The organism is Synechococcus sp. OH20, from assembly GCF_047502685.1.
In the GTDB taxonomy this organism is placed as follows: Bacteria; Cyanobacteriota; Cyanobacteriia; order Thermostichales; family Thermostichaceae; genus Thermostichus.
Genome location: NZ_JANSIQ010000030.1, coordinates 15,801 through 31,065, shown reverse-complemented (window position 1 = coordinate 31,065; position 15,265 = coordinate 15,801). Strand labels below are relative to the sequence as shown.

The window sequence follows — 15,265 nt, the reverse complement described above, 5'->3', positions numbered from 1 at the left end:
CACTTAGGAAGCAGCCGCTCCCTGCAGCTCCAGGATTTGCTGGTAGGTGTTGCTGCGGAACCAACGCTCGATTTCTCTGGCCCGCAGGACCGGCAGCGGATGGGTGCGCCCCACCGTTTGCATCTGCTTCAGCTCCATCTGCCACAGATCCCCGTCCAGCTCGTCGTAAGCGCGGGCCTGCTCCAAAAAGGCGTCCACATTCAGCTTAGAGGCCAATTGCGGGGATCCACCGCACAACTTCATCAACACCGAGATCACCGTCTTGGCGTCTTGGGTGACCAACAGCGCCGCCCGGTCACAGGTAAACTCGGCGCACCGCAGCCAGTGCATCAGTTGCTCCTGCAACGCCTGATAAAACAGCCCGCCGAAGGGGAGCAAGCTGGTGGAGAGCATGAGGATGTTGGCCATCGTCAAGTAGACGCCGTGATTACATTTCAAATGGCCCAATTCATGGGCGATCACGGCTTGAATTTCCGGCGGCTCCAACAGATCCAGCAGAGAGCTGTGCAAAACGATAAAAGGCTTTTTCCCCTGCATGGCAAAGGTATAGGCATTGGGCGTGGGGTTCTGCCGCACATAGAGCTGGGGCACGTCCAGATCCAAGATGCGACAGGCCTGCACCAAAAGCTGGTGAATCTCCGGCAGCTGATGCTCGTTAATTTGAATACTGGAAGCGATGTTATCCAGATAAAAGACCTGTCCTGCTGTTGAGCCGAGCCAGTTTTGAATCAGCAGGCCCAGCCCCGGCACCTGCTGCAGAGAGCGGGTTGCCTGCAGATCCACAGGATGGCGAAACTGGTCGGCCCGCAGGCCCAGCAGAATGCGAGGTTCTTGTTGAATGGATGACATAGACAAGATGGGGAGAAAAAGGCTTCAAAAGCAGGCGGGCGGCTGGAGCTTGGGGATCCCTGCTGTCGGCCGTCAAGGGATGGAGACCAAGAGAGCTGGGCATGTCCGGGCTGACCTGCAACTGAGGGCTGTGAACCCCCTCCAACTGTTGCCTCGGCAGACTCCGCCCTTCCCTACATGGTTTCTTGATTTTAGCCGCTACTCTGGAAACATCTCTTCTCTCGACCCTAGTCCGTTTGCAAGCTAGACCCCTTTGTCGTCGTTCTAAGGTCATCATGCGGATCCCGACTTCCACCTATCGCATTCAGTTTCATGCTGGGTTTGACTTCGAGGCAGCACGGCAAATGGTTCCCTACCTGAAGTTGCTGGGCATCAGCGACTTGTATGCCTCTCCCATCTTCCAAGCCCGCAGCGGTAGCACCCACGGCTACGACGTGGTGGATCCGAGGCAGATTAACCAGGAACTGGGGGGAAGTGAAAAGTTTGAGCTCTTGTGGGAAACCCTCAATCAGCAGGGAATCGGCTGGATCCAAGACATCGTGCCCAACCACATGGCCTATGACGGCCAAAACCAAATGTTGATGGATGTTCTAGAAAGTGGGCCCAACTCAGACTTTATCGATTACTTTGATGTCAACTGGAACCACTCCTATCTGGGTATTAAAGGCAGGATCTTGGCACCCTTTTTGGGAGATTTCTACGATAAATGTTTGGAGTCTGGTCAAATTCAGCTTCGTTCCTACCCAAGTCCACCCCAATCGCCCCGGTGGTGTCTCGTGGCTCTGGTGGGTCGTGCTCCACACAAATCTGGATGTAGTAAGAACCGTCTTGGCGTTTGACCAACGTGGCTGCTTTAGGGTTTGAGCCTGCCAACATGCCGCGCTGGTAGTTGCCCATTGCCAGCTCAAAGCGTTCCCGCCCCTCAACGGTGGTGAGCGATACTGTCCAGTCCCTCTCACGGAAAGAGAAGAGGCGGGCGTCATAGGTAACAAAACCCCCCTTGAACGCTTTGACCGGACGATTTTTTTGCTGGGCAACCTTGCGGGCAGCGGCCAACCTTCTGCACACCTGCTGTGCCACTCGCGCTAGCGGGACGGAGTCCTTATTGCTGGAGAGCCCAAAGCGGGTACGAATTGCGCGGTAGCAGAGCGATTGAAGCTTGACTGGGTTGACCACCTTCTCTGGTGTGTTTTGGTTGACCCAGTAAGGCCTACGGCCCGCTGGCGCGAGGAGTGCTTGTGCAAAAGCCGACAAGGTTGCCTCTAGCTTCACGGCTTGCGAAGCAGACACCTTGAGCTTGCAGGAGATAGTCAGGACTTGGGTCATGTTGCAATCATACGTCGTCTGCATTCCTCTCGACCCTGACCCTACGGGTACAGGGCGGGGCTCCTGCGGTTTCTAGCTGAGCAATTGAGGCCGGGGTCAGGGCCTGAAAGTTGGCGATGCGGGCAAACTCCCGCGGATCCAGGCTGGCCCCGCCCACCAGCACTCCGTCGATTTGGGGTTGGGCCATCAGCTCGTCGATGTTGCCGGCTTTGACCGAGCCGCCATACAGGAGGGGCAGTTGGTCGGCGCCCAGGTGCTGGCGGATCAAGCCGATGACCCGATTGGCCTCTGCGGCTGCACAGGTGTCGCCGGTGCCGATGGCCCAGATCGGCTCGTAGGCAATCACCAGGTTCTCCAGATCGATCCCTGCCAAGGCGCGATCCAACTGCCCTAGGATCCAAGACTCGATCAAGCCCTGCCGTCGCTGCTCCTGGCTTTCGCCCACGCACAAGATGGGGGTGAGGCCATGCCGCTGCGCTGCTGCCAAGCGCCGATTCACGGTTTCATCTGTCTCGCCGAAGTATTGCCGCCGTTCACTGTGGCCGACGATCACGTAGCGCACCCCCAATTCCGCCAGCATGGGGCCGGAGATCTCCCCGGTAAACGCCCCCTGATCCTCCCAATGCAGGTTTTGTGCTCCCACGGCGATGCCGGATCCCCGCGTTTGCTCTGCCACCACGGACAGGTCTGTGAAGGGCACACACAGGATGATCTGCCGTTGTGAAGCCGCTCCTAAGGACGACGCTTGCAGAGCCGGAGCAAACTCCCGCAGAAACTGGCGGGCCTCAGCCTGGGTTTTGTACATCTTCCAGTTGCCGGCGATGAGGATGGGACGCAAGGTGGATCCTCCCTAAAAGACGCTCAGAAGACAACTAAAGAAGGGGATCCCAAAGCAGAAACCCAAATGGATAGGCAGGGATCCCAGCTTTTGTTTTTTCGTATGTCACAGTTTATCAGCAAGCGGCTCCAGAATACGGCGATGGGATCCGGGCCCCGGTTAACCCTCCTGGGCCGTCTCTTGTTCCAGGCTGGCAGCGATGGCCGCCAGGCAGTCTTCCCAGGCGGCTCCCTGCTCCAGAGATTGGACGGCGACGGCATAGGTCTGGGGGTGGGCCTGCAACAGCGCTCGTCCCTGGCGCAAGAAGCGGTTGATTTGGATCTTCATTTTGGCTGGAGAGGTCAAGGGCTGCGCTGCCAACAGCGTTGCCAACTGCTGCCGATCCTCTGTATCGCCCGTAATTTGGCTGTAGTGCAACGATTCTGCGGCTGCCCCCGCCATCCAGAACGTGCCGTAGCGCTCCACCTCTGCCCAAGGGATCTTTCCCTGAGCCTGCCAAGTGTGCATCGGGGCCCGATCCAACTCCACCCCGCCGTAGCCAGGCATCCCCCGTCGAAAGGCTTGCCAGGGACTAAGCACATAGCCCAACAACGGGATCCCGAGCAGATGGGCCACCAAAATGTGCCCCGCTTCGTGGCGGATGACCCGCTGCCGGTAGGCCGGCGAAGCCCAATCCAGCAGCCCGCCCAGCAACCCTGAAATCCGCCCCCCAAAGGCCACTTGCTCGACGATGACCAGCCCCACCAGTCCTACCAGGGGCATGGCAACCCGCGGCCCCAGCACCGCCGACAAAACCAAAGCTGCCACCACCCAAGCAGCGCGAGTAACTCCAGCTTCTGACATCGGCCAGCTACCCCCTTAACCAACCAGCTGAAGGGAGGATCCCATAACAGCTTACGCGCCAAAACCCAACAGGAAAGCCGGGCTTTCACAACCCGACAATCTGGGTGTTTTCAAAGGTGGCGAGAATTGCATCCAGATCTTTGCTCTGCAGTGAGTAGGTGGCAGTGGCATCGCTGCCAAACTGGATCTCGTCCCCATCCTCAAGATCCCGAAATTCCACCCGTTGCCCACCCACGTAAAGGCCATTGGTGCTAGGATTGCCCTGAATGTCGCCGTCGATAATTTGGTAGGTGAACCCGTCGGGAGAAGAAGGAGATTCGGTTTTAACCAAAATAGCGTGGTAGCGAGAGGCGTACTGCGAGTCAATGCGAATACTGTTGCGCGGATCCCGGCCCAATGAGTAGAGCTCGGCTGTCAACCAGTAGGCTTTTGGCCCCTGTCGATCTTTGACAATTAGCACATGATTGAGGGCCGGTCGGCGAGGGGGCGTGGTCATAAAGCCACCCACTTGCACAACACTGAGGGCAGTATACCCAAAACATAACACACGGAATCCCCCAGTTGGATCCCTATATCCACCGGATGAGTCTCACTGGGATGGGCAGGATTGGCCCATCACCCTGAGCAGCGAGTAGATTTTTGTAACAACTCCTCTCATAATGGGATTAACGATGCACATGGATCTCTGACCATGAATGGCTCGCAACCGGATCCCGGTGTCCAACCCCGTCCTCCCCAGACACCGAGGCTGATTGAGCTGCCGGAAGATGAAACCGATGCGCAGCTTGGCGATCCCCTGCGCATGCAGCGCTACGAATGCCGTTCCTGTGGCTACGTTTACGAGCCGGCCAAGGGGGATCAACTCAATCGGATCCCGGCGGGTGTGCCGTTTGAGGAATTGCCCGCCGATTGGAAATGTCCGGTGTGCCGAGCCGACCAGCGCTTCTTCCAAGCAGTGGGAGCCAAAGGCAAGCCTTCGGGTTTTCAAGAGAACTTGCGCTACGGCCTGGGGGTGAACGTGATGACCCCTGCCCAAAAAAACCTGCTCATTTTCTTGGGATTGGCGCTGGGGTTTTTATTTTTGATGAGTTTTTATTTCGTCGAGTGATGGCCAAGATGTTGAAGCTCTTGAGACTGGCGCTGTTGGCTGCTTGCTCCCTGCTGCTGATGGCGGCGCGGATGCCGAATATGCAGGTGGTGCCCTGGCAGCAGGTGGAGGTGCCTACCCAAAACATTCTGCTGGACATCGCCTTCACCGGCACCACCCCTACACACGGCTGGCTGGTGGGAGACAAGGCGACACTGCTGGAATCCCACGATGGCGGTTTGCACTGGCAGGTGCGGGAGCTGTCGAGCTTGGAGCCAGAAGCCTACCTTGCCTCGATCAGCTTTGCCGGGGCAGAAGGCTGGGTGGCCGGGCAGCCGAAGATCCTCCTTCACACCCTGAACGAGGGATCCGACTGGACTTCCATTCGCCTCAACACCCAACTGCCGGGTGAGCCGATCTTAATCCAGGCTTTGGGCCCTGGGGCTGCCGAGATGGTGACCAATGTGGGCGCCATCTACCGCACGGAAGATGGCGGGCAGACCTGGCGCGCTCAGGTGGAGGAGCCGATTGGGGCCATCAAAAACATCGCCCGCGGCCCTGGGGGAGAATACCTGGCGGTGTCGTCGCGGGGCAGCTTTTATTTTCTCTACACGCCAGAAAGCCGCGCCTGGAAGCCTTATCCGCGGGAGAGCTCCCGCCGCATTCAAAACATGGGTTTTGGCCCCAACGGCAGCGCCTGGAAACTGAACCAAGGGGCAGAGATTGCCTTCACGGAGGACTTCACCTCTGGCGAGTGGGCGTCGCCGCTGCGTCCGGGTCGGGCCCTCAGCTTTGGCTATTTGAATGCGGCCTATCAAAACGACCACGACCTGTGGGTGGTGGGGGGTGGCGCCACCCTGATCCACAGCCCCGACGGTGGCAAAACCTGGGAGCAGGCTAAGCAAGTCAGCGATATCCCCGCCAATTTCTACAGCATCGAGTTTTTCGGCCCCGACCGAGGGTTTATCTTGGGGCAACGGGGCACCCTCTTGCGCTATGTCAGCTCCAACAACTCCTGACGATCTCAGGGATCCCTAGCCGGTACGCGGGTGGATACACGCGCCAGGGCCACAGTTTCGCTTCCGCGGCTGCTGGTTGCTGCCAGCGGTACTGGCGGGCACGTTTTTCCGGCTTTGGCCATTGCCGAGCAGTTGCCCGATTGGCAGATCGAATGGCTGGGGGTGCCGGATCGGATGGAAGGGAAGCTGGTGCAGGAGCGCTACCCTTTGCACCGGGTTGCCATGTCTGGCTGGCAGGGATCCCCTCTCCACAAGCTGCGAGCCTTGGCTCAACTGGCGCGGGCGACCCTGCAGGTGCGCCAACTCCTCAAGTCGGGACGGTTTGATATCGTCCTGACCACCGGCGGCTACATCGCCGCCCCGACCATCTTGGCCGCCCGTTCGCTGGGGGTGCCGGTGTTGCTGCACGAGTCCAACCGCATCCCCGGCAAAGTCACCCGTTGGCTGGGAAGATTTTGCCACGTGGTGGCGCTGGGCATGGCGGAGGCGGCAGAGCATTTGCCGGGGGTGGCCGCCCAAGTGGTGGGCACGCCGGTGCGGGCCGAGTTCTATCGGCCCCAGCCCCTGCCCGCCGATCTCCCCATCCCCGACGGGGATCCGCTGATTGTGGTGATGGGGGGGAGCCAAGGGGCACGGGGCCTCAACCGCATGGTGGCCGCCTGTGCCGCAGCTTGGTTGGAAGCGGGGGCTTGGATTGTGCATCTGACGGGCGGCAGCGAGGCCGGGATCCCCATCCATCCTCGCTACCGGTCCTTTCCTTTCCGCACCGATGTGGCTGCCCTGCTGCAGCGGGCAACTTTTGCCATCAGCCGGGCCGGAGCCATGAGCCTGGCGGAGTTGTGGGCCACCGCCACTCCGGCCATTTTGATCCCCTATCCTTTTGCCGCCGAGGATCATCAGTATCAGAATGCCCTAGCCTTTGTGGGGCGCGGTGGGGGTGTGGTCATGCGAGAATCCGAAGAGCATGTGGACTTGCTGCGGCAAACGGTGTTGACCTGGTTGGCTCAGCCGCAGGTGGTTGCCCAAATGGCTGCCCACTTGCAAGCCACAGCTCCCCCCAATGCCAGCAAGGCCGTAGCCCACCTGTTGCAGGAGATCTGCCAAAGTTCTGCCCGTTAACTCCCCCAGAGGGCCAGCCGTGGTACAGCCGAGAGTGGATGGTCTTTCCCAATGTCCGCCTGAGCCCGCCGTTTGCGCTCCTCGGACGGAGCCGTCAACCCCGCTGCCAGAGCTCCGGCTCGCAGACAGGACGGAATCGCTGTTGATGCAGCTAGAGCAGTGCTTCGGGATCCCTCAGCGCCCCCACACCCCCGACGGCCTTCCCCTCTATCCCGATCTCCTGGACGAGTTGGTGGGCACGGTTCTCTCCCAAAACACCACCGATCACAACAGCAGCCGTGCCTTCCGCGCCCTCAAAGCTGCCTTTCCCACCTGGGAGGCCGTCTTGGCTGCTGACCTGGCGGAGCTGGCCCAGGTGATCCGGCCCGGCGGCTTAGCCCACCTCAAGGCAGCCCGCATTCAGGAGATCCTGGCTGCCATTGGCGAGCGACGGGGATCCCTCAGTCTTGACTTTCTAAGAGACCTGGACGACGCCAGCGCCCTCGACTTTCTGCTCTCCCTAAAAGGGGTAGGGCTGAAGACCGCCACCTGTGTGTTGTTGTTCGGGCTAGGTCGGGATCTCTGCCCGGTAGATACCCACGTGCATCGAGTGGCCAACCGTCTGGGCTTGGTGCGGGCCAAACATCCCGACGACACCTTTGCTCAGCTTTCCCCGCAGATCCCCAAGGGCAAAGCCTACTCCCTGCATGTCAACTTCATCCGGCTGGGCAAGCGCATCTGCAAAGCGCGTATGCCCGAGTGTAGCCGCTGCCCGCTGCGTCGCACCTGCCCCTCTGCCCCCTTGCGGCAACGTTGATCCCCGCAGCCGAGTTCTACGCAGAGGGGATCCCCTCTTGTCCGTTGCCCTGGGCTGGAGGAACTTCCGGCTCCAGGACTTGCCGCACAGATTCGATCTCTTGGGAGAGCAACACCCGATCCCGATCCAAGAGGCCGACCACATGCTCCGGATCCTCCCGCGAGACCACCGGCAACTGGCGCAAATCGTATTCGTACATCGGCTCGGCAGCCACTGCCACCGCCTCATCGGGAAAGGTGGTGAGCACCGCCGATTGGCTGACCTGCTCTACTGTCAGCTCGGCCAATTCCCCAGCTTCCCTGTGAGCCAAAGCGCGCTCGAGGTCTTCCAGGGTGAGAATGCCTCGCAGCCGCTCCTGGCCATCCACCACCAAGGCGCTGTGGCACTTTTGTTGCAGCAAACGCTCCAGGGCCTCCCGCAGGGGCGTATCCTGCTGCAACAGCAGAGAAGGGGGTACCATCACCTCTTGCACCGTCAGGCCCTTGTTGGGCTCCTGCCCGCGGCGTGCCGAAGGGTAGATGGCCGGTGAGTGCAACTGCTCCGCCAGCCAAATGCTCAAACCCACCGCCGCCATCACCGGCAGCGCGATGTGGTAGTCCCGCGTCATCTCAAACAGCAGCAAAATGGCCGTCAGCGGAGCCCGCACACTGGCCGCCAACACCGCCGCCATGCCCACCATGGCGTAAGCGGCAGGGGGAGAGAGGGCGATGGCGGGCAACACCTGTCCCAACACCTGGCCGTAGGCTGCCCCCAGCACCGCCCCCAGGAACAAAGCCGGCGCAAAGGTTCCCCCCACAAAGCCGCTGGCCAGGCTCAAAGCGCTCAGCAACAGCTTGCCCAGCAAAAGCAGGCCCAGATGGCCAAGGGAAAAGGGCACAGCCTGCAAGATCGACTCAACGGTTTCATAGCCCACCCCCAACGCCAACGGGATCCCCAAGCCCGCCCAGCCCAGGATCGCCCCCCCCAAAATGGGCTTGCTCCAAGCCGGCCAAGCGGCCAGGGGGCCACTGCCGAACAGGTGCTTGCCCCACTCCAGGGTGTAGCTGAGGGCCAGAGAAACCAGGCTGGCCAAAAAGCCCAAGCCAAGATAGAGGGGCACCTCCAGCAGGCTGTGGATCTCGTAGTCCGGCAAGACAAAAGCCGGCTGCGTAATGGTGGGCAAGAGAAAAGCCGGCTGCGCCCCCAACCCCACCTGGGCGACCAGGGCCGACACTACTGCCGCCAACACCACCACACTGACGGCAGAAGTGGTGAACGTGCGGGCCAAAGCCAGCTCCAGCGCCAAAAACACTCCGGCAATCGGCGCATTAAACCCCGCCGCCAGCCCCGCCGCCGCCCCCGCCGCCAGCAACAGTTGCACCCGCTCCCGCGAGAGGCGCAGGTTTTGCCCCAGCAGGGATCCCAACAAAGCGCCACTTTCCACACTGGGCGCTTCCGGGCCCAGGGAAGCCCCCGCGCCCAACGAGATGGCAGCCGCCAGGAGCTTGAGCGGGATCCACCAGGGCTGAGGCGCCAAAGGACGAACGGAGCTCACCAGACTGGAGAGGCTCGAGTTGGGGAAGGGCACGACTGCTCCCAAAGCGCCGATCAGCAGACCTCCCAGCACCGGCGCCAAAGCCAGAGACCAGGATCCCGGCAGCCACAGGCCATGGTGTTCTGCGGCTCTGCCGATGCCATCGACAAAGACGTCTTGCAGCAGATAGCGACACCAGCCGATCAGATAGCGAAACCCGACCACCAACAGCCCCGTGCCTAGCCCCACTGCCGCCGCCAGCAGCAGAAGAAGGTTCTCAGAAGAGAGGCGCAGGCGGAGAGCGAGGGCGCTGCTCATGATCGGCTCAAGGGCTTGGGGAAGGCAGGGTCAAGATCTCTACGCCAGTTTCGGTGACGGCAACCGTATGTTCGAATTGCGCCGAAAGCTTGCCGTCCAAAGTAACAGCCGTCCACTTGTCGGGGAGCACCTTCACCTCCCAAGTGCCCTCGTTGATCATCGGCTCGATGGTGAACACCATGCCGGGGCGGAGCTTCTCCCCTTTCCCTCGTTCGCCGTAGTGGGGGATCTGGGGGGCCGTGTGAAACTGCCGTCCCACCCCATGCCCGACAAAATCCCGCACCACGCTGTAGCCCTGGGATTCGGCATATTCTTGAATGGCAGCGCCAATGTCGCCGACCCTCCCCCCCGGCTTGACGGCGGCAATGCCCCGCCGCAGACATTCTTCGGTTACCTCCACCAAGCGCCGCGCCCGCTCAGAAGGCTGTCCGACAAAGAACGTTTTGGAAGTATCGCCGTGGTAGCCATCCAAAACCGGCGTCACATCGATGTTGATGATGTCGCCTTCTCGCAAAACCTGCTTGGGGCTGGGAATGCCGTGGCAGACCACGTGGTTGACGCTGGTGCAGATGGACTTGGGAAAGCCGTGGTAGCCCAGAGGGGCGCTTCTGGCCCCATGGGCCCGTGTCCAGCGCTCCGCCTCGTCGTTGAGCTCTTGAGTGGTAATCCCCGGCCGCACCAGCGGCTCTAGGTGCTTGAGCAGATCTGCCGCCAGGCGACAAGCCCGCCGCATTTTCTCCAGTTCCCGCGCCGAGAGCAACACAATGGGCTGGGGAGCTTGCGCGAGCTGGCTCATGCCCGTCTGCAAAGCGGATCCCAACTGCTCTCCCCATCGCTGAGAGCGACGGCTGAGATCTGTTAACAACGCTCGCATGTCTTCCATGATCAGACCTTAGATTAGACTTAATCTGTGAAAATTGTTCGCGTCAGCGGCGTGTAGCACCTCGAACCTCTGCCCCCGTCCAGGATGGGTTTGAGTTGAGGTACTCACTCACAGATTCTCTGCCGCCGACGAATCCGCTGCACCAACCACAGCCCCAGAAAATAGCTGACGAGAGCTCCCCAAAAGCCGACAAACGCACAGCCGACAAACAGCGTGCCCGACACCTCCAGGCCCCACTGCATCCAGTTTCGCCAAGTGGCCGCCACCAGCTCTGTGGTGGGAAGGACAGTCCGGGATCCCAGCAGCCATTCTCCCACCCGATAGTTAAAGGCATAGATGGGCACATAGGTGAGGGGATTGCTCACCCAGGTTCCTGCTGCCGCTACTAACTTATTGCCTCGAAATGGAATGGCCAGCACCAGAGCAGCCAGGGTTTGAAAGCCAAAAATCGGGAAGCAGCCGGCAAAAACCCCTACCGCCAAGCCGCGGGCAATTTCCTTGGGCGACGATTGCAGCCGCAACAGCCGCAGGTAAAGATAGCGCAGCCAACGCTTCCAGGCAGAACCCTGGCGGGCCGAGGTCGGCCCCAGTTGAGATCCAGAGTAGGAGCGGGAATAAAGCCCAGGGGATCCCGACGAAGGTTCAGAGAAAGAGGGCAGCCTCAACCAAAAGAGGGGGCTCATGGTGGCAAAAAGGGCAACGGAGGGAAGGTGTTAACTCCTGTAAATCCAGTGTATCTTTCCTGCCGTCGGCAAATCCAGGTCGGCAGCAACAGGATGAGGCTGGAGGATCCATTGAAGGGCGCTAGCTGAGCTTGTCCACCAAGGCCAGCACGAAGTGAAGACTCAAGTAGGAAACCAGCGCCACCAAAAACAGGAACAGGGCAATGCTCAGCCCAGATCGCAGGGCGACCCATTCTCTCTTGGGGTCAGGCTTTTCGGGGGGAGTTGTCATCAGAGCAAGTAGAGCAGGATAAACAACACAATCCAAACTCCGTCCACAAAGTGCCAGTAGATCTCAGCAGCCTCGACGCCAAAGTAGTGTTGGGCGCTGTAGTGGCCCGGCTTCAGGGATCGCCAGAGCACCGCCAAAATAAACAGCAACCCCGCCGCCACGTGCAGCCCGTGAAACCCCGTCAAGACATAGAAGGTACTGGCAAACAAGTTGGTGGTGAGGCCAAACTCCAGGTGGCTGTACTCGTAGAGCTGCCCGGCCAGGAAGATGACCCCCATCAGGGCAGTGAGGGCAAACCACAGCCGCAATCCCTTGACGTTATTGGCCTGGATGGCAGGCTTGGCCTGGTGGATAACCAAGCTGCTGGCGAGCAAAATTGCCGTGTTAATTCCAGGCAAGAGCAATTCCCGCTCCGGCGTCCCTTCCGGTGGCCAGACCGGGGCCGTGAGGCTGTAGGCCAAATAGGCCATGAACAGGCCCAAGAATAGACAGCCTTCCGCTACCAGGAACATCAGCAGACCAAAAACGCGATGATCTGGGTGCTCGGCATGAGCGGCATGGGCCTGAGTGTGGCCGACCATCAAGGCATCAGAAGCGAGGGATCCTTGCATATTCCTGTCCACTTAAAATCAATTCTCGCCAAATTCCAGAGACTTCTTGAAACTGTAGGGGCAGCCCAGCCAAGATCAAGACGGGAATACCCGACGAGCAGAGGATGGATACCCAGCGGGCAAGTCTCCTGCTAAGAAGAAGTAGGCTCCGCCTCAGCCAGCTCCCGCAAGCTCTGCAACTGGGCGGCCAAGTAATCCAAAGTCTCCTTGCTGTGCAGGCCGTAGTCGTAGGGGCCAGTTAGCAGGATGGGATCCCCGTAGAAGTTGTGGGCAGGCGGTGGGGAAGAAGTTGTCCACTCCAGAGTTAGAGCCTGCCAGGGGTTGTCTCCGGCCTTGGGCCCGGCTACCCAAGAGTAGATGGCGTTCACCAAGAAGGGCAGCGTGGAGATGGCCAGAATGAAAGCCCCCACCGAGCTAATCCAGTTGAGGTCGGCAAATTGCGGGTCGTACTGAGCCACGCGGCGGGGCATGCCCATTAGACCCAGCTTGTGCATCGGCAAAAAGCACATGTTGAAGCCGACAAAGGTCAGCGCAAAATGCACCCGCCCCCAAAACTCGTTCAGCAGCCGGCCGGTCATCTTGGGGAACCAGTGGTAGAGGCCAGCATAAATGCCGAACACACTGCCGCCAAACAACACGTAGTGCAGGTGGGCCACCACAAAGTAGGTGTCGTGGACGTGGATATCCAACGGCACCGAAGCAAGGATGATCCCGCTCAAGCCGCCGATGACAAACATGGAGATAAAGCCCATGCCAAACAACATGGCTGACCGGAAGTGGATCTTGCCGCCCCAGAGAGTCGCCAGCCAGCTAAACACCTTGATCCCGGTGGGAACGGCAATGGCCATGGTGGCGATCATGAAGAACACCCGCATCCAGTCAGGGGTACCGCTGGTAAACATGTGGTGAACCCAGACAATCAAGCCCAAAAAGCAGATGGCCAAGCTGGAGTAGGCAATGGCTTTGTAGGCAAAGATGGGCTTGCGGGCATGCACCGGCAAGATCTCCGAGATCATGCCGAACACCGGCAGAACCATGATGTACACCGCCGGGTGGGAGTAAAACCAGAACATGTGCTGGTACACCACCGGATCCCCGCCGCCGCTGGGGTTGAAGAAGGCCGTGCCCGCCAACAGGTCAAAGCTAAGCAGGATCAGCGCCCCAGCCAGAACCGGCGTTGCAATGAGGGTAATGATGGAAGCGGCCAGCATCGCCCAGCAAAACAGAGGCATATCCTCCATCTTCATGCCGGGCATGCGCATCTTGAGGATGGTGGTAATAAAGTTCACGGCCCCCAGAATGGAAGAGGTTCCGCCTAACAAAATGCTCAGGATCCAGAGTTCTTCTCCCACTTTGCCACTGATGAGGCTCAGCGGCGGATACGAGGTCCAACCCGCTGCCGGGGCCTCGAGGAAGAGGCTAGCCAGCAGCAAAAGGCCGCTGGGTGGAATTAGCCAAAAGGCGACGGCGTTTAGCCTAGGAAAAGCCATGTCCCACGCCCCGATCATCAGCGGCACCAGGTAGTTGCCAAAGCCCCCCATCAAAGCCGGGACAATCCACAAAAAGATCATGATTGTGGCGTGCAAGGTAAAAGCGCCGTTGTAGCGCTCAAAACCGAGAAAGTCGGCTTCGGGGGTGGCCAGCTCGGCCCGCACGGCTGTAGCCAGCGCTCCCCCCACCAAGTAGAAGGAAAAGGTGGTCACCAAATACTGGATCCCGATCACCTTGTGGTCGGTGGAGAAGGTAAAAAAGCGCCACCAGGGCTCGGCGGCAGGCTCCAGGCTGGCTTTGGGGGCGGCGGCAAAGGTGGGATTGTCCTGTAGCTGGGTCATGGCAAAAGGCTCCTACTGGCGTCACCAGAACGTCCGTCAAGGGGAAAGGGAGCTCTCTAGCCCGCTGAGGGAAGGGATCCCGTTCGCGTCAGCAGGACGGAGTCCTTGGGCAATTGGAGAGAGGTTAGATCAGCAGGCGAGAGGCCCAAACGCTGCTGGTGAACTTGGACAAAGGCAGATTGTGGGTGAGGGTGGCGCTCAGCCAAGGCCAGGGCGCCGGTTCCGCCCCGAGCAGCCACAATTTGCTCCTGCTGCCAGCGCTCGAACTCTTCCGGCGTCTCCACAATCAGTTGCCCAGCCATCACCCCATGGTAGGGGCCGCATAGCTCGGCACAGATGATGGGATAGGTTCCTAGCTGCGTGGGCACAAACTCTAGGTGAGTCTCTCGGCCAGGGATCAGATCCTGCTTGAGGCGAAATTGCGGCACCCAAAAGGCGTGGTTGACATCCATAGCCGTCATGTTCAAGCGCACCCGCTTGTTAAGAGGCAGGTGCAGCTCGCCGGCCACCAAACCCGACTCCGGATAGGTGAACATCCAGGCATATTGCATGCCCTGAACTTGAACCACCAGCTCTGGCCGGCCTGTTTCTTTTCCGGGCAGCACTGCAGGGGTATAAGCATAGCCCGGATCCCCGGCTTCTGCCTCGTAGGCAGACCCCATCGCCATGGCCGCGTGGACGTGGCCGCCAACATCGGCGCCCCCATACACCGCCTGATAGACATCGAGACTGGCCAGGCCCAACCAGAGGATGATCACCGCCGGCACCGCCGTCCACACGATCTCCAGCAGCACGTTGCCGTGGTTGGGATCCCCATCTCCTCGATCGCCCCGCCGCTTACGGTAGCGGATAATGCAGTAGAGGAGTACCCCTTGCACCACCAAGAAGATCCCGGTGGCGATGGTGATCGTGCTGTTGAAGAGGCTATCGAATAAGGGAGCCGAGTTGGCAGCCGCTTCCGGAAGCAGATGGTGGTTCTGGCCGTACCAGAGGCTGGCCAGGGTCAGCAGAACTCCGATACCCACCAAAAGGATGTTGCTCAGGGCGCTCACGACTGCTTTTCCCCACTGCAAGAGATGCTTACTCCAGCAGATTGCCCAATAGGGCCTGCCGGATTGAACTTGGCTTTTTATCCCTCTCAGATGCTAGCTCACAGGAATCGGAGAGGATGGCTCAGGCTTATGGATCTCTTCAGGATCTTCCAGGGATCGGCAGTTTCGGCAGACCTGCGCAGGGGCCGTACTACACGACTCTGGTGGAGAGGCATCTCTCCGAAC

15 protein-coding genes and 2 pseudogenes are annotated in these 15,265 nt (G+C 60.0%); 5 read left to right on the top strand and 12 right to left on the bottom strand.

The features are described 5' to 3' along the window. Nucleotides 1-3: 3 nt before the first annotated feature. A complete protein-coding gene (locus tag NW826_RS06425; RefSeq protein WP_414333740.1) occupies nt 4-849 on the bottom strand; it encodes a M48 family metallopeptidase in 846 nt (281 codons plus the stop codon). 275 nt (nt 850-1,124) lie between these two features. On the opposite strand from NW826_RS06425, the gene NW826_RS06420 reads away from it, so the two are divergent. Beyond that, nucleotides 1,125-1,688 (top strand): alpha-amylase family glycosyl hydrolase, encoded by a 564-nt coding sequence (locus NW826_RS06420; protein WP_414509719.1) that lies wholly within the window; start codon nt 1,125-1,127, stop codon nt 1,686-1,688. Here NW826_RS06420 and NW826_RS06415 read toward each other — a convergent pair. From NW826_RS06415 to NW826_RS06400, 4 genes and pseudogenes are all read right to left on the bottom strand, one after another. Continuing rightward, nucleotides 1,582-2,175, bottom strand: a pseudogene (locus NW826_RS06415) (RNA-guided endonuclease TnpB family protein); the annotation flags it as partial. The gene NW826_RS06420 and the pseudogene NW826_RS06415 overlap by 107 nt on opposite strands. A gap of 103 nt (nt 2,176-2,278) precedes the next feature. Beyond that, a pseudogene (gene tpiA / locus NW826_RS06410) lies at nt 2,279-3,013 on the bottom strand (triose-phosphate isomerase); the annotation flags it as partial. A 159-nt stretch (nt 3,014-3,172) separates the two neighbouring features. Then, complete coding sequence (locus tag NW826_RS06405) at nt 3,173-3,856, bottom strand: hypothetical protein (RefSeq protein ID WP_414509718.1); 684 nt, start codon at nt 3,854-3,856, stop codon at nt 3,173-3,175. Between the two features lie 85 nt (nt 3,857-3,941). Then, nucleotides 3,942-4,352, bottom strand: coding sequence for an FHA domain-containing protein (locus NW826_RS06400; protein WP_414333734.1), 411 nt, complete (start codon nt 4,350-4,352; stop codon nt 3,942-3,944). A 195-nt stretch (nt 4,353-4,547) separates the two neighbouring features. On the opposite strand from NW826_RS06400, the gene NW826_RS06395 reads away from it, so the two are divergent. The 4 genes from NW826_RS06395 (at nt 4,548) to NW826_RS06380 (ending at nt 7,877) form a co-directional block, all read left to right on the top strand. Further along, nucleotides 4,548-4,964: a rubredoxin gene (locus NW826_RS06395; RefSeq protein WP_414333732.1), complete on the top strand. Its 417-nt coding sequence runs from the start codon at nt 4,548-4,550 to the stop codon at nt 4,962-4,964. A gap of 8 nt (nt 4,965-4,972) precedes the next feature. Next, entirely contained in the window at nt 4,973-5,962 is a 990-nt protein-coding gene (locus tag NW826_RS06390) for a photosynthesis system II assembly factor Ycf48 (RefSeq protein WP_414333730.1), read from the top strand. Between the two features lie 30 nt (nt 5,963-5,992). Continuing rightward, complete coding sequence (gene murG / locus NW826_RS06385) at nt 5,993-7,081, top strand: undecaprenyldiphospho-muramoylpentapeptide beta-N-acetylglucosaminyltransferase (RefSeq protein ID WP_414509717.1); 1,089 nt, start codon at nt 5,993-5,995, stop codon at nt 7,079-7,081. Between the two features lie 145 nt (nt 7,082-7,226). After that, nucleotides 7,227-7,877, top strand: coding sequence for an endonuclease III domain-containing protein (locus NW826_RS06380; protein ID WP_414509716.1), 651 nt, complete (start codon nt 7,227-7,229; stop codon nt 7,875-7,877). Nucleotides 7,878-7,893: 16 nt separating this feature from the next. On the opposite strand, the gene NW826_RS06375 is transcribed toward NW826_RS06380, so the two are convergent. From NW826_RS06375 to NW826_RS06345, 7 genes are all read right to left on the bottom strand, one after another. Beyond that, on the bottom strand, nt 7,894-9,708 hold the full coding sequence (locus tag NW826_RS06375) for a chloride channel protein (protein ID WP_414509715.1): 1,815 nt from the start codon (nt 9,706-9,708) through the stop codon (nt 7,894-7,896). A gap of 7 nt (nt 9,709-9,715) precedes the next feature. After that, complete coding sequence (gene map / locus NW826_RS06370) at nt 9,716-10,504, bottom strand: type I methionyl aminopeptidase (RefSeq protein WP_414333759.1); 789 nt, start codon at nt 10,502-10,504, stop codon at nt 9,716-9,718. Between the two features lie 191 nt (nt 10,505-10,695). Then, on the bottom strand, nt 10,696-11,256 hold the full coding sequence (locus NW826_RS06365) for a DUF2062 domain-containing protein (RefSeq protein ID WP_414333723.1): 561 nt from the start codon (nt 11,254-11,256) through the stop codon (nt 10,696-10,698). A gap of 139 nt (nt 11,257-11,395) precedes the next feature. Beyond that, entirely contained in the window at nt 11,396-11,545 is a 150-nt protein-coding gene (locus NW826_RS06360; protein ID WP_414333721.1) for a hypothetical protein, read from the bottom strand. Next, entirely contained in the window at nt 11,545-12,156 is a 612-nt protein-coding gene (locus NW826_RS06355; protein WP_414509714.1) for a cytochrome c oxidase subunit 3, read from the bottom strand. Before NW826_RS06355 ends, NW826_RS06360 begins: the two co-directional genes overlap by 1 nt. Before the next feature lie 131 nt (nt 12,157-12,287). Further along, nucleotides 12,288-13,988, bottom strand: a complete 1,701-nt coding sequence (gene ctaD / locus NW826_RS06350; protein ID WP_414509713.1) for a cytochrome c oxidase subunit I — start codon at nt 13,986-13,988, stop codon at nt 12,288-12,290. A gap of 56 nt (nt 13,989-14,044) precedes the next feature. Continuing rightward, nucleotides 14,045-15,040 (bottom strand): cytochrome c oxidase subunit II, encoded by a 996-nt coding sequence (locus NW826_RS06345; RefSeq protein ID WP_414509712.1) that lies wholly within the window; start codon nt 15,038-15,040, stop codon nt 14,045-14,047. Between the last annotated feature and the right edge of the window lie 225 nt (nt 15,041-15,265).

What these genes read in the sequence shown, in the direction of transcription:
- NW826_RS06425 (WP_414333740.1), bottom strand. Translation starts at nt 849, where the DNA reads ATGTCATCCATTCAACAAGAACCTCGCATTCTGCTGGGCCTGCGGGCC.
- NW826_RS06420 (WP_414509719.1), top strand. Translation starts at nt 1,125, where the DNA reads ATGCGGATCCCGACTTCCACCTATCGCATTCAGTTTCATGCTGGGTTT.
- NW826_RS06405 (WP_414509718.1), bottom strand. Translation starts at nt 3,856, where the DNA reads ATGTCAGAAGCTGGAGTTACTCGCGCTGCTTGGGTGGTGGCAGCTTTG.
- NW826_RS06400 (WP_414333734.1), bottom strand. Translation starts at nt 4,352, where the DNA reads ATGACCACGCCCCCTCGCCGACCGGCCCTCAATCATGTGCTAATTGTC.
- NW826_RS06395 (WP_414333732.1), top strand. Translation starts at nt 4,548, where the DNA reads ATGAATGGCTCGCAACCGGATCCCGGTGTCCAACCCCGTCCTCCCCAG.
- NW826_RS06390 (WP_414333730.1), top strand. Translation starts at nt 4,973, where the DNA reads ATGTTGAAGCTCTTGAGACTGGCGCTGTTGGCTGCTTGCTCCCTGCTG.
- NW826_RS06380 (WP_414509716.1), top strand. Translation starts at nt 7,227, where the DNA reads ATGCAGCTAGAGCAGTGCTTCGGGATCCCTCAGCGCCCCCACACCCCC.
- NW826_RS06375 (WP_414509715.1), bottom strand. Translation starts at nt 9,708, where the DNA reads ATGAGCAGCGCCCTCGCTCTCCGCCTGCGCCTCTCTTCTGAGAACCTT.
- map (WP_414333759.1), bottom strand. Translation starts at nt 10,504, where the DNA reads ATGAGCCAGCTCGCGCAAGCTCCCCAGCCCATTGTGTTGCTCTCGGCG.
- NW826_RS06360 (WP_414333721.1), bottom strand. Translation starts at nt 11,545, where the DNA reads ATGACAACTCCCCCCGAAAAGCCTGACCCCAAGAGAGAATGGGTCGCC.
- NW826_RS06355 (WP_414509714.1), bottom strand. Translation starts at nt 12,156, where the DNA reads ATGCAAGGATCCCTCGCTTCTGATGCCTTGATGGTCGGCCACACTCAG.
- ctaD (WP_414509713.1), bottom strand. Translation starts at nt 13,988, where the DNA reads ATGACCCAGCTACAGGACAATCCCACCTTTGCCGCCGCCCCCAAAGCC.